We start from the raw sequence: 13,455 nt of genomic DNA on the forward strand, positions 1-13,455 counted from the left end.
CAAAGGTGAATAAGTAAGCTAGAATAAACCGCCTTTTGAAAACCGCTACAATTTACAGGATTTTTATGCAAACACAAAATCTGACCGATATCCTCAATCACTTTCCGTCTCTCCCGGCACCATTGTTTGCCGACCAACCTTGTGAGTCGGCGCAGGCGTTTATTCTCTACTCCGACAACCTAAATCTCACAAAGTTACAGGCTTTTCAGCAAAAGTGCGGTGAAAATTTTTTGTGTTTTGCCGCGTGGAATCTGTTGCATAACACCGTGGTGTTGCTCAAAGGCGAGTGGAAAACGGAATGGATTGGTATTGCCCATGAATTAGCACTGGATATTGCGCTGCTAAACTTTCACGCCAGTTTGAAGCAAGCGGGATTATTGGTGATGGACATGGATTCCACCGCCATCCAAATTGAATGTATCGATGAAATCGCCAAACTTGCCGGCACCGGTGACATGGTTTCCGCCATTACGGAACGTGCCATGCGTGGCGAGCTCGATTTTAGTCAAAGTCTACGCCAACGGGTTGCTACCTTAAAAGATGCACCGGAAGGCATTTTGCAAGAGGTCAAACAACATTTACCGCTGATGCCGGGATTGGTCGAAACGGTCAAAGAACTCAAAAATCACGGCTGGAAAGTAGCCATTGCTTCCGGTGGATTTACCTATTTTGCCGAAGTATTACAACAAAAACTCGGCTTAGATTTTATTGCTGCCAATCAATTCGAGATTATTGACGGCAAACTTACAGGCAACGTACAAGGCACCATTGTGGATGCGCAATACAAAGCGCAAACCTTACAACAGTTGGCACAACAATTTAACATCGCCACTGAAAATACCGTTGCCATCGGCGACGGCGCCAACGATCTCGCCATGATGCAAGTTGCCGATGTCGGCGTGGCTTATCACGCTAAACCAAAAGTACAACAATTGGCGCAAGTTATCGTCAATTTCACCGATTTAACCGCACTTTTATGTATTTTAAGTGCAAACGACAAAATTAAATAAGGAGAAAACCATGCCATCATTCGACATTGTTTCCGAAATCAGCGGACACGAAATTCGCAACGCCGTGGAAAACGCTAACCGCGAACTCACTAACCGTTGGGACTTCCGTAACGTACAAGCCGCAATTGAATTTAACGAAAAAAACGAAACTATTAAAGTGAGCAGCGAATCGGATTTCCAAGTGGAGCAACTCATCGACATCTTACGTAACGCGTGTATTAAACGTAACATCGAATCTACCTCCTTGGATATTCCTGCCGACTATGAACACAGCGGCAAAACCTACAGCAAAGAAATCAAGCTGAAACAAGGCATTGAAACCGACATGGCGAAAAAGATCACTAAGCTTATCAAAGATTCCAAAATCAAAGTCCAAAGCCAAATCCAAGGCGAGCAAGTCCGCGTTACCGGCAAATCCCGTGATGATTTACAAGCCGTGATTCAACTCGTCAAAACCGCCGAACTGGGACAACCATTCCAATTCAATAATTTCCGCGATTAAAAACGCCTTCAAAAACGACCGCACTTTAATCATAAAAAAATAAGACCGCCTCAAAGTGCGGTCTTATTTTTATGTATTTTGGTTAGCCTTTTCGCTAATCAATCGGTGGCACATAAGTTCCGTTTTTAATTTCATCTTTAATACGCTCAGCCTCGTTCAGTACTTGTGACAGCAAGGCTTGCACATTTTCCAATGTAGCAATAGGACTAAGTGTAGTCATTTTTAACGACTGCTTATCGCCCACTTTAGTTACGCCAATATTGGCCTCACCGCGAGCAAAAAGCTCATCCGCCACATTTTGGTTTAACGCATCCACAAATTCTGCCGGATAATCTTTTGGATTTACTCGGAATAACACTGAGGCAAATTGAGTCGGCACTAACATTTCCAACCCCTCTGTGGCATTGATATAATTTTCCACCTGCTTAGAAAGATACACACCATGATCAATCATTGACGCATACAATGCTTCTCCCAAAGCATCTACCGTAAACCACAATTTCAAAGCATCAAAACGGCGGGTAGTTTGTAATGATTTTGCCACTAAATTCGGCACGCCGTGCTGCTCGTCATATTCGGAATTGAGGTAATCCGCCTTGTAATCGATAAAGCGATAATTAGTCTCCTCTTTCAGCAAAAATGCACCACAAGAAATGCTTTGGAAGAAATGTTTATGGAAATCAAGAGTGATGGAATCGGCAAGTTCAATACCATCCAACAAATGTCGAAAATGCTTGGAGAGCAATAACGCCCCTCCCCATGCGGCATCTACATGCAACCAGGTTTGGTATTGGTCGGCAAGTTGACTAATCGCCTTTAAATCATCAATAGCCCCCGCATCTGTGGTGCCTGCAGTGGCCACGATACAGGCCACAATTTTGCCATCTGCATTAAGTTTGGCGAGGGTTTGTTCAAGAGCAACTATATCCATTTGAGCATTATCGTTTGTCGGCATCGTCACCACAGACTGAAAGCCCATGCCCATCATTGCCATATTTTTTTGTACGGAAAAGTGTGCATTTTCGGAACACACCACTTTCACCTTTACCATGGCTTCTGGCGGAATACCGTTTTTCTGTACCGACCATTCACTGCCATCGGCGTTTTTCCAATGCTTGGCAATTGCCCAATCACGCGCCAATAGCACTCCCATGAGATTAGATTGAGTACCACCTGAGGTAAACACACCCGATGTCCCTTTGTCATACCCCACTTTTTGGCGAAGCCAGTTAATCAAATGCTCTTCCATAATAGACCCCGCCGGGCTTTGATCCCAAGAGTCCATAGATTGATTGGCTGCATTAATCAGTACCTCAGCAATTTGGCTGGTTACCAAGGTCGGGCAATGCAAATGCGCCAACGAATGCGGATGATGCACTTTCAAACTTGGAGTTAAGAAAATATCTACCAAATGTGCTAACGCATTTTCTATGCCCACGCCCTGCTCTGTAGGATGAAAACCATCAATTAAGGCTCGCATCTGTTTTATTGAACCACCGGTGTACATTTTCTCATTTTTAAGCCAAAAACTGACCGCACTTACGGCCTTTTCCATAGCATTTTCGTAGTCGGCAATAGATTGTGGATCACTACAAAAAAGGGATTGTTTGTGTTTTGAAAGAGTTGTCATTTTTAATTTCCCGTAAGGGGCGGAGCAACATATCCGCCGAAAACATTGACAAAAAGTAGGCGAACATCATAGCCCGCCCTTACAACAAATAGGGATTAACCACGCACCGTGTTTAATGCTTCGGCTACAGATTTCGTGAAGCGTTTGATGAACTCTTCGCATTCCGCTTGGTTAATATTGACGGCGCACAGCACGCGCACCACATTACCGCCACGGCCACCGCGCTCTAACAATAATTTGTTGTTAAAACAGGCCTTCTGAATAGCCACTGCAAGTTCACCATCCTGTGGATAAGCCCCTGTACTATCTTGCGCCTGACGTTCATCTACAATATCGATTCCCATCATCAAGCCCTTGCCACGTACATTACCGATACAAGGATAAGTTTTAGCCAGTTCACGTAACGCATTGGTTAAGTATTCGCCACGCTCTTTCGCGTTTTGTGCAAGGTTTTCATCCCGCATAATTTTTAATGAGGCATAACCTGTCGCCATGGCCAGTTGATTGCCGCGAAATGTCCCCGTATGTCCTGCCGGCAACCAAGCATCATATTCTTTCTTGATGGCAAGCACCGCTAACGGCAAACTGCCACCAACCGCTTTGGACATCACCACAATATCAGGCTCAATACCTGCATGCTCAAAGGCAAACATTTTACCGGAACGACAAAAACCTGCCTGAACCTCGTCCACAATCATTAAAATACCGTGTTTTTGTGTTACTTCACGTACTTTTTGCAAAAATGAAATAGGTGCCGGTACAACACCTCCTTCCCCTTGAATAGCCTCAAGAATCACCGCCGCAGGTTTTACCATGCCGCTTTCGACATCTTCAATGAAATTCTCGAAATAATGTTCAACTGCTTTTGCACCGGCTTCGCCACCAATACCAAATGGACAACGATATTCGTGCGGATACGGCATAAATTGCACACCGGGCATGAGATTTTGCACGGCATTTTTTGCGCCTAAATTACCGGTAACGGAAAGCGCGCCATGAGTCATGCCGTGAAATCCCCCGGAGAACGCAATCACATTAGCGCGCCCGGTATAGGTTTTGGCTAATTTAATGGCCGCTTCATTGGCGTCCGCACCGGAAGGACCGGTAAATTGCAGGATATATTTATTTTGTGGGAAAAATGATAACAACTCTTCACTAAACGCATCTTTCAACGGTGTTGTTAAATCTAGAGTGTGCAAAGGTAATCCGCTGTCTAACACATCTTGAATTGATTGCATTAACACGGGGTGGTTGTGACCTAAGGCAAGCGTACCCGCACCGGCCAAAAAATCCAGATATTCATTACCTTCAACATCCGTCACCCAACAGCCATGGGCTTTAGCATAGGCAAAAGGCAATTTGCGCGGATAGCTACGCACATTGGATTCCATCACATCTTGACGATCTAAGAAATATTGATTTGAAGCAAGAACTGCTTTCACAGGGGTAGTAATAGTCATTTAAGATAAAACCTTCTAAAAGAGGTGAAAAAAATAAGTCGGGTGCCTTGCGGGAAGCCTAAGCTTTCTGCCGTAAACAACAGAGATCATGGGGCATTTGACTCGCTACTTATAAAAAAAAGCGTTTCAGCTTTTTTTGTTTTTACCCTAATTGCCCGTAAAGAATGGGCTAGGTTGGAAACAGTTTTGATATAGGGTTATAACAAAACTGGGTCATTTTACATTCCTTTAACGAAAAGGAAATACGTCTAAACCAAACAACCTTTTCTACACGACAGATCAGACCTGTATCACTTTGATAATGTGATAGCAATCTTAGCACACGCATTGAGCCTTTCTACCTTTTTCGCTACAATACGCCACTATTTTTATTCACGTAAACAGACTATGTCAGAAATTAAGTTAATCGTTGGACTTGGCAATCCCGGCGATAAATACGCAGACACCCGCCACAATGCCGGAGAATGGTTAATTGCACGCTTAGCACGGCGGTTTAATATCACATTAAATGCGGAGAATAAGTTTTCCGGTTATGTGGGAAAAACACTGATTAATAGCAAAGAAATCCGCTTTTTGGTGCCGATGACATTTATGAATTTAAGCGGCAAAGCGGTAGGCGCATTGGCGAATTTTTATCGTATCAAACCCGAAGAAATTTTAGTCCTGCATGATGAGTTAGATTTACCGCCCGGTAGCGTTAAACTGAAATTGGGTGGCGGACATGGCGGCCACAACGGCTTAAAAGATATCGTTGCCGCATTGGGCAATAACAACAACTTTTATCGTCTGCGCATTGGAATCGGTCACCCGGGACATCGTGATTTAGTGGCGGGTTATGTATTAAACAAACCGTCACCAAGTGAACGCGAAGCTCTTGAAAAAGCCTTGGATGAAGCGGCAAATTGCGTGGAACTGCTTTTCAAAGACGGCATCGTCAAAGCCACTAATCGACTGAATAGTTTTAAAATTTAGGGGAAAAACCATGAAAAAAAGTACTTTAGTCATCATCGCAAGCATTGTTATATCAGGATGTTCTGCCAAAGCGGTACTTGTTCAGAAAAAGGTTAGTTACGACCCTAAAGAAGAAGCTCGAGTTCGTGTATATCAATCTAATGGAAATGGAACAACCAAAGTTGTTAGTGATTTAACGTGCAAAGATGTACAAAACGATAGAAAAAAAGCAGTCAGCCAAAACCCTTTCCATCGTGACAATAGACATAATGGTTTACCAAAAAGAACCTTAAAAAGTGTGAGTGTAGGCATTCCCCTCACAGAACAAAGCGCAAAAGCACTAGAACGTTCAAGCTATTTTGAGACAGATTCTTTTATTGAACAAGTCATTCCTGCCAACGTGCCCACCATTATACGAGGAAGCGAGTATTTCATCGCCAGCTGTCAAATTATTGGAGAATTCACACCTCAAGCGGGAAAAGACTATGAAATTCAATACGGTTCTGACAGTAAATATTGCAGAATGTTTATTCATGAGATCGAGCCATTATCAAATCAAAAAGATACAAAAATTCAAGCACATCTAGGAAAAGAAGTTCGATACAAAAAATGCGATCTTCACTAATATTTAAGTCAAAATAGGAAAAATTATGGGATTCAAATGTGGTATCGTGGGCCTGCCGAATGTGGGCAAATCCACACTTTTCAACGCCTTAACCAAAGCCGGCATTGAAGCGGCAAACTATCCGTTTTGCACCATCGAGCCAAATACCGGCGTAGTGCCAATGCCGGATCCGCGTTTAGACGCCTTAGCAGAAATCGTTAAACCTGAACGCGTATTACCAACCACCATGGAGTTTGTGGATATCGCAGGTTTGGTTGCAGGTGCAAGTAAAGGCGAAGGTTTGGGTAACAAATTCCTCGCCAACATCCGTGAAACGGACGCCATTGGCCATGTCGTACGTTGTTTTGAAAACGATGATATCGTACACGTTGCGGGCAAAATCGATCCGTTAAATGATATTGAAACCATTAACACCGAACTGGCGTTAGCCGATTTAGACAGCTGTGAACGTGCGATTCAACGTTTACAAAAACGTGCTAAAGGCGGCGATAAAGATGCGAAATTTGAGCTTTCCGTGATGGAAAAAATCTTACCGGTGCTCTCTGAAGCAGGCATGATTCGTTCCGTGCCGTTGGACAAAGACGAATTACTAGCAATCAAAAGCTATAATTTCTTAACCTTAAAACCGACCATGTACATCGCTAACGTGAACGAAGACGGTTTTGAGAATAACCCATACCTCGACAAAGTCCGTGAATTTGCTGAAAAAGAAGGCTCTGTCGTGGTGCCGGTGTGTGCCGCAATCGAAGCGGAAATCGCAGAACTGGATGATGATGAAAAACTCGAGTTCTTACAAGATCTCGGCATTGAAGAGCCGGGCTTAAACCGTGTCATTCGTGCCGGTTATGCTCTTTTAAATTTACAAACTTACTTCACTGCCGGCGTGAAAGAAGTACGCGCATGGACGGTTTCTGTTGGCGCCACCGCACCGAAAGCCGCTGCAGTAATCCATACCGACTTTGAAAAAGGCTTTATCCGCGCTGAAGTCATTGCCTACGACGATTTCATCCAATACAAAGGTGAAAACGGTGCCAAAGATGCCGGCAAATGGCGGTTGGAAGGGAAAGATTATATCGTGCAAGATGGCGATGTTATGCACTTTAGATTTAATGTATAAAAACATTCAAAAAATTGACCGCACTTTTTAAGTGCGGTATTTTTTTATGTAATTAAAAAAGCATTCGATATCAAGCAACGCTTTCATACGAGCAATACAAGTATGGCGGATGTAGCCAATCGGTTGACAGGAGCGTTGAAATAATGATGAAAAATGCAAATGCCCGCTAGCCTCCCTAGAAATATAAGGATGTCCCATGCCTACCCTCTCCCAAATCAAAAACGCCATTATGGCGGATCTGCAAAATCAACCCTTCACCGAACGTGGTATAGAACCGCTATTTGCCGCGCCAACCGGCGCCAAAATTAACATTGTGGGGCAAGCGCCTGGCGTAAAAGCAGAACAAACCCGTTTATATTGGAACGACAAAAGCGGCGACCGCCTGCGTGAGTGGTTAGGTGTGGATCGTGCAATCTTCTATCATTCCGATTTATTTGCCGTAATTCCGATGGATTTTTACTATCCTGGCAAAGGTAAATCGGGAGATTTGCCGCCACGCAAAGGTTTTGCGGAGAAATGGCATCCGCTCATTTTGGCAGACTTACCGAATATCGAGCTGACTATTTTGATCGGCCAATATGCACAAAAATATTACTTACCGGAAAACACGCTAAACGTAACGGAAACCGTAAAAAATTACATAAAATTTCTACCGCACTTTTTGCCGTTAGTTCACCCTTCGCCGCGTAATCAGCTTTGGTTGGCGAAAAATCCGTGGTTTGAGCAAAAAGTCGTGCCAAGATTACAACAACGGGTACAAGAAATCTTATCCCGCTAATTGTAATTTCACATCATTTTCTAAGAAACAAAAAAAGCCTGTCACACGACAGGCCAAATTTGGAACAATTCGATTAGATCTCGATACCGTCAAACAATGCGGTACTCAAATACCGTTCTGATGCAGATGGTAAAATTACGACAATTAATTTGTCCTTAAATTCAGATAATTTTGCCAAACGATCTGCTGCAGCTACCGCAGCACCGGAGGAAATCCCCGCTAAAATGCCTTCTTCGGCCATTAAACGGCGGGCTGTTGCAATGGCGGTATCGCTATCAACGGTTTCCACGCGGTCAATTAATGAAAGATCGAGATTTTTCGGAATAAAGCCGGCGCCGATCCCTTGGATTTTATGCGGACCCGGTTTAACTTCTTGACCGGCAAGGGTTTGTGTGATCACCGGGGATTCGGCGGGTTCAACCGCAACAGAGGTAATTTGTTTGCCGTGATCCAATTTAATGGCGCGGGAAATACCGGTAATAGTACCGCCTGTGCCAACACCAGCAACGACAACATCAACTTTGCCTTCGGTATCTTTCCAAATTTCTTGACCGGTTGTTTTGCGATGAATGTCAGGGTTTGCCGGATTTTCAAATTGTTTTAACATCACATAACGATTCGGGTTGGACGCCACAATTTCTTCTGCCTTGGCAATAGCGCCTTTCATACCTTTAGCGCCTTCGGTTAACACCAAATTTACACCCAAGCCGCGCAATAAACGTTTACGTTCGGTGCTCATGGTTTCAGGCATGGTTAAGGTGATTTTATACCCACGAGCAGCCGCCACATACGCCAAAGCGATTCCGGTGTTACCGCTGGTCGCATCCACGATTTCTTTATCTTGGGTTAAAACCCCGTCTTTTTCCGCTTGCCATACCATGTTGGCACCGATACGGCATTTCACGCTGTAACTTGGGTTACGACCTTCGATTTTGACAACGATGTTGCCGTTACCGAAATGTTTTAAACGCACTAATGGCGTATTACCGATAGAATAAGAATTATCGTTATGAATCGTCATATTATTTTGTTCTCCCAATGATCTTACTTAAGTAGTTTAAGGCCGAAAGTGGTGGTATTTTTATCACAAGATTTTGTTCTCAAAAAATACCGAATTATTCTATTTAATAACCAAAAGCTATTTAGACACGATCTGTCCGTTGCTTTTAGACGGTTTCTCCAACGGCATATTCGCTCCCACACCGCTTTGTGGCGCTTGTGCAAATTTAAACAAATGGCGATATTCTTTCACCCACATAGCCGTTGCCCCACATGCCGCCACGGGAATCACTACCAAGTTAACAATCGGCACCAACATACATAAAGACACCAAGCCGCCGAAAGTCACCGTCATATTGCGTTTCATCGCCAGCTCGTTTTTCATTAATCCGAAAGGAATTTTATGGTTATCAAAAGGGTAGTCGCAATATTGAATGGCCATCATCCATGCGGAAAATAAAAAAGTGACCACAGGAATCACCGTCTGCCCGATTAACGGAATAAAACTTAATAAAAACAAAGCAATAATTTTTGGCAGACTATAAACCAATTTTTGCCATTCCCGTGCCAACATACGCGGCGTGTCCTTCACAAAATCCCACAAGGAATCATTGGAAACCTCTTCGCCGGTCATTATTTTCTCGACCTTTTCTGCCAATAACCCATTAAATGGCGCGGCGATAAAACCGGATAAAGTGGCAAAAATGAAATAATACAGTACTAAAATCATGCCAATAATGAGTATCGGTAAAATGCTTCCCAGCCAACTTAACCAAGAAGGCACATAATCCATAAGATTGCTAACAACGTCTTTAATTTGGAAGACAAAAGCAACAAATAAGCCACCTAATAATAGGACATTTAACAACACCGGCATGACGGCAAAACGACGCAAGCCTTTTTGCTGAATCAAATGCCAACCGGTCACAAAATATTCAAAACCCAGTTTGATTTCCTGTTGATTTAACATAAATTTCCCCTCACAGAAAAGAGGCTCAGAATACAAAGTGCGGTAGAAAAAATCAATAAATAAGCAGACCCTATCATCAATTTCGTAAAAACATGATAAACTTACGCCCAATTGCGTTAATTTTGTATGATTGGAGAATCGGCAATGGATTTAAATACAATTTTGATTATTTTAGGGGTAATTGCCCTGCTCGCCTTAGTTGCACATGGCATTTGGTCAAATCGCCGCGAAAAATCCCAATATTTTAAAAATGCCAATACATTCTCACAAAATCGCCAACCGAATCGTTTCACTGCGCCAAATCAAGCGGCCAAACCGTCTGCAGAACCGCCGATTGCCAATAAACCCGCACACAGTTTTGTGGAAGAAAACCCGCCACAACAGCAAAACTTAGATTTCGATGCAACAGCGACAAGCAACACTGAAAGCCAATCCATTGAACGCGCGGTGGATGAAATTAAAATTACTTTGCCAAACAGTGGCTCCAACAGTGTTGAAACCCAATACCAAACCCCACAGCCGACGCAACCGACAGCTTTCGCCCAACCTGAACAACCGTCCGAAACATCAAGCATAACGGTGCAAAGTGGCGTGCAATTCCAATCTTATATGGATACAAACAGAGTTTCCATGACGCAAATGGAAGAAGAATATCAAACGCCGACCGTATCTTTAACGCCGGTCGAAACAGAACCATCTCATGAAGAAGCATCACAAAACAGTGTTGCGGAAGAGACTGAAAACAAAGCCCAGAAAGGCGGTAAACCGCCGTTTATTATGTTGTATGTGGTGGCGCCGGAAAACCGTGAATTTCACGGTGCTCACTTAGCACAAGCGTTGGAAGGTCTTGGTTTTATTTTCGGTGATCGTCACATTTACCATCGTCACTTAGATTTAACCCCTTCCAGTCCGGTGTTGTTTAGCTTGGCAAACTTACGCCAACCAAATACCTTTAATCCTTATGACATGGAAAACTTCTTCACCGTCGGCATTGTGCTATTTATGGAACTACCGTCTCCGGGTAATGACACCGTGAACTTGAAAACCATGATTCGTGCCGCCCGCAATTTAGCGGATGAACTGGGCGGCTTCGTGTTAACGGATAAACAAGAAATCTTTAACGATCACGCTGAACAGGAATATTTGTCCAAGGTGGCTTAATCCATCGCAACAGCTTAAAAACGTTTTCAAAAATGACCGCACTTTCGGCTCACTGAGCACCTAAAAAGTGCGGTCGTTTTTTCGATTATTTTTATGGAATAACAATGACAACTTCAACCCAACAACAAATTGACGATCTCAGAAAAACCCTGCGTTATCACGAATATCAATATCATGTGTTAGACGAGCCGCAAATACCCGACAGCGAATACGACCGCTTGTTTCATCAGCTCAAAGCCTTAGAACAACAACACCCCGAACTGATCACCGCCGATTCGCCGACCCAACGAGTGGGCGCGCGACCATTATCAGAATTTGCACAAATTAAACATGAACTTCCGATGCTCTCGTTAGATAACGCCTTTTCTGATGAGGAATTTTTGGCGTTCGTGAAACGTATTCAAGATCGTTTAGGACTTGTGCCAGAACCATTGACATTTTGTTGCGAACCTAAATTGGACGGATTGGCAGTCAGTATTTTGTATGTGAATGGCGTGCTAACCCAAGCGGCAACCCGTGGCGATGGCACAACAGGCGAAGACATCACACAAAACATTCGTACCATTCGTAACATTCCCTTGCAGCTACTGACGGACAATCCGCCAGCACGCTTGGAAGTGCGTGGTGAGGTGTTTATGCCGCAAGAGGGGTTCGAGCGCCTAAATGAACGCGCCTTGGAACAAGGAGAAAAAACCTTTGCTAACCCACGTAATGCGGCAGCAGGTTCCTTACGCCAATTGGATCCGAAAATCACTAGCCAACGTCCATTAATGCTTAATGCATACAGCATTGGCATTGCCGAAGGCGTAGATTTACCGCCGACTCATTTTGAACGCCTACAATGGTTGAAATCCATCGGCGTGCCGGTAAATAGCGAGATCCGTTTATGCGATGGCATTGAAAACGTGCTGAATTTCTACCGCACTATAATGGAAAAACGTAGTTCCTTGGGTTATGACATTGACGGCACGGTATTAAAAGTCAATGACATTGAATTGCAACAAAGACTGGGCTTTATTTCCAAAGCACCGCGTTGGGCAATTGCTTACAAGTTCCCTGCCCAAGAAGAACTGACAGTATTAAATGACGTGGAATTCCAAGTCGGTCGAACAGGTGCCATCACGCCTGTAGCCAAGTTGCAACCGGTATTCGTTGCCGGTGTGACGGTAAGTAACGCAACCTTACATAATGGCGACGAGATCGAGCGTCTCAACATTGCTATCGGCGACACGGTGATTATTCGTCGCGCCGGCGATGTGATTCCACAAATTATTGGCGTCGTACATGATCGCCGCCCGGCCAATGCGCGCCAAATTGTCTTTCCAACGCACTGTCCTGTATGCGATTCCTTAATTGTTCGCATTGAAGGCGAAGCGGTGGCACGTTGCACCGGCGGGTTATTCTGTGCGGCACAACGCAAAGAAGCACTAAAACATTTCGTCTCACGCAAAGCCATGGACATTGACGGTGTAGGGGCCAAACTGATTGAGCAACTGGTGGATCGCGAATTGGTTCATACCCCCGCAGATTTGTTTAAGTTGGATTTAACCACACTCACCCGCTTAGAACGCATGGGGCCGAAATCGGCTGAAAACGCGTTAGCCAGCTTAGAAAAAGCCAAACACACGACCCTCGCCCGTTTTATCTTTGCGTTGGGTATTCGTGATGTGGGTGAAGCCACGGCATTAAATCTGGCAAACCATTTCAAAACCTTAGAAGCGTTACAAAATGCCGATTTAGAACAGTTGCAACAAGTACCTGATGTGGGCGAAGTGGTCGCGAATCGCATTTTTGTGTTCTGGCGCGAAGAACACAATGTTGCGGTAGTAAATGATCTCATCGCCCAAGGCGTACATTGGGAAACTGTTGAAGTACAGGACGTGAAAGAAAATCCGTTCAAAGACAAAACCGTGGTGCTCACCGGCACACTTTCCCAAATGGGACGCAACGACGCCAAAGCGCTCTTACAACAACTCGGTGCCAAAGTCAGCGGCAGTGTTTCAGCCAAAACCGACTATGTTATCGCCGGTGAAGCGGCAGGTTCCAAACTCAGCAAAGCAGCAGAATTAGGCGTGCAGGTGTTGAGTGAGGAGGAGTTTTTGGCGTGGGTTAATGGATAAAGTGTAAAGACAGAAATCCATTTATCCCAAAGCAAAAAATAAGGACAGGCATAAAGCCTGTCCCTACAAAACATATAAAAAAATGACTCACAATCAAATCAAGTTCGGTTGTTCGCCCAGAAGGGGCCGTTG

At 44.2% G+C, this 13,455-nt stretch carries 12 protein-coding genes; 8 read left to right on the forward strand and 4 right to left on the reverse strand.

Translation table 11 applies throughout. The features are described 5' to 3' along the window. Positions 1-65 precede the first annotated feature (65 nt). Entirely contained in the window at positions 66-1,010 is a 945-nt protein-coding gene (serB, locus tag DK428_RS03000; RefSeq protein ID WP_109064308.1) for a phosphoserine phosphatase, read from the forward strand. Positions 1,011-1,020: 10 nt separating this feature from the next. Further along, positions 1,021-1,512, forward strand: a complete 492-nt coding sequence (locus tag DK428_RS03005; protein WP_021616827.1) for a YajQ family cyclic di-GMP-binding protein — start codon at positions 1,021-1,023, stop codon at positions 1,510-1,512. Positions 1,513-1,606: 94 nt separating this feature from the next. On the opposite strand, the gene ddc is transcribed toward DK428_RS03005, so the two are convergent. Together ddc and DK428_RS03015 are read right to left on the reverse strand one after the other, a co-directional pair. Continuing rightward, positions 1,607-3,142 (reverse strand): L-2,4-diaminobutyrate decarboxylase, encoded by a 1,536-nt coding sequence (gene ddc / locus DK428_RS03010; RefSeq protein WP_109064309.1) that lies wholly within the window; start codon positions 3,140-3,142, stop codon positions 1,607-1,609. 95 nt (positions 3,143-3,237) lie between these two features. Then, the gene (locus DK428_RS03015; RefSeq protein WP_109064310.1) at positions 3,238-4,602 is read right to left on the reverse strand and encodes a diaminobutyrate--2-oxoglutarate transaminase; all 1,365 of its coding nucleotides are present in this window, start codon (positions 4,600-4,602) and stop codon (positions 3,238-3,240) included. A 387-nt stretch (positions 4,603-4,989) separates the two neighbouring features. On the opposite strand from DK428_RS03015, the gene pth reads away from it, so the two are divergent. The 4 genes from pth to DK428_RS03035 all read left to right on the forward strand — a co-directional run bounded on the left by pth (position 4,990) and on the right by DK428_RS03035 (position 8,073). Further along, positions 4,990-5,574, forward strand: a complete 585-nt coding sequence (gene pth / locus DK428_RS03020; RefSeq protein WP_050693098.1) for an aminoacyl-tRNA hydrolase — start codon at positions 4,990-4,992, stop codon at positions 5,572-5,574. 10 nt (positions 5,575-5,584) lie between these two features. Then, the gene (locus DK428_RS03025; RefSeq protein ID WP_109064311.1) at positions 5,585-6,178 is read left to right on the forward strand and encodes a hypothetical protein; all 594 of its coding nucleotides are present in this window, start codon (positions 5,585-5,587) and stop codon (positions 6,176-6,178) included. A 25-nt stretch (positions 6,179-6,203) separates the two neighbouring features. Beyond that, positions 6,204-7,295, forward strand: coding sequence for a redox-regulated ATPase YchF (ychF, locus tag DK428_RS03030; protein WP_005705014.1), 1,092 nt, complete (start codon positions 6,204-6,206; stop codon positions 7,293-7,295). A gap of 196 nt (positions 7,296-7,491) precedes the next feature. Beyond that, positions 7,492-8,073: a uracil-DNA glycosylase family protein gene (locus tag DK428_RS03035; RefSeq protein WP_109064312.1), complete on the forward strand. Its 582-nt coding sequence runs from the start codon at positions 7,492-7,494 to the stop codon at positions 8,071-8,073. Between the two features lie 73 nt (positions 8,074-8,146). Here DK428_RS03035 and cysK read toward each other — a convergent pair whose 3' ends face one another. Together cysK and cysZ are read right to left on the reverse strand one after the other, a co-directional pair. Continuing rightward, complete coding sequence (cysK, locus tag DK428_RS03040) at positions 8,147-9,094, reverse strand: cysteine synthase A (RefSeq protein ID WP_109064313.1); 948 nt, start codon at positions 9,092-9,094, stop codon at positions 8,147-8,149. 117 nt (positions 9,095-9,211) lie between these two features. Beyond that, on the reverse strand, positions 9,212-10,042 hold the full coding sequence (gene cysZ, locus DK428_RS03045) for a sulfate transporter CysZ (protein ID WP_109064314.1): 831 nt from the start codon (positions 10,040-10,042) through the stop codon (positions 9,212-9,214). A gap of 144 nt (positions 10,043-10,186) precedes the next feature. Between cysZ and zipA the strand changes: the two genes are divergently transcribed. Together zipA and ligA are read left to right on the forward strand one after the other, a co-directional pair. After that, on the forward strand, positions 10,187-11,203 hold the full coding sequence (zipA, locus tag DK428_RS03050) for a cell division protein ZipA (RefSeq protein WP_109064315.1): 1,017 nt from the start codon (positions 10,187-10,189) through the stop codon (positions 11,201-11,203). Positions 11,204-11,307: 104 nt separating this feature from the next. Continuing rightward, positions 11,308-13,323 carry an NAD-dependent DNA ligase LigA gene (gene ligA, locus DK428_RS03055; RefSeq protein ID WP_109064316.1) on the forward strand — a complete coding sequence of 672 codons (2,016 nt, stop codon included), beginning with the start codon at positions 11,308-11,310 and terminating at the stop codon, positions 13,321-13,323. Positions 13,324-13,455 lie beyond the last annotated feature (132 nt).

It is taken from the genome of Aggregatibacter kilianii (assembly GCF_003130255.1).
GTDB lineage: Bacteria > Pseudomonadota > Gammaproteobacteria > Enterobacterales > Pasteurellaceae > Aggregatibacter > Aggregatibacter kilianii.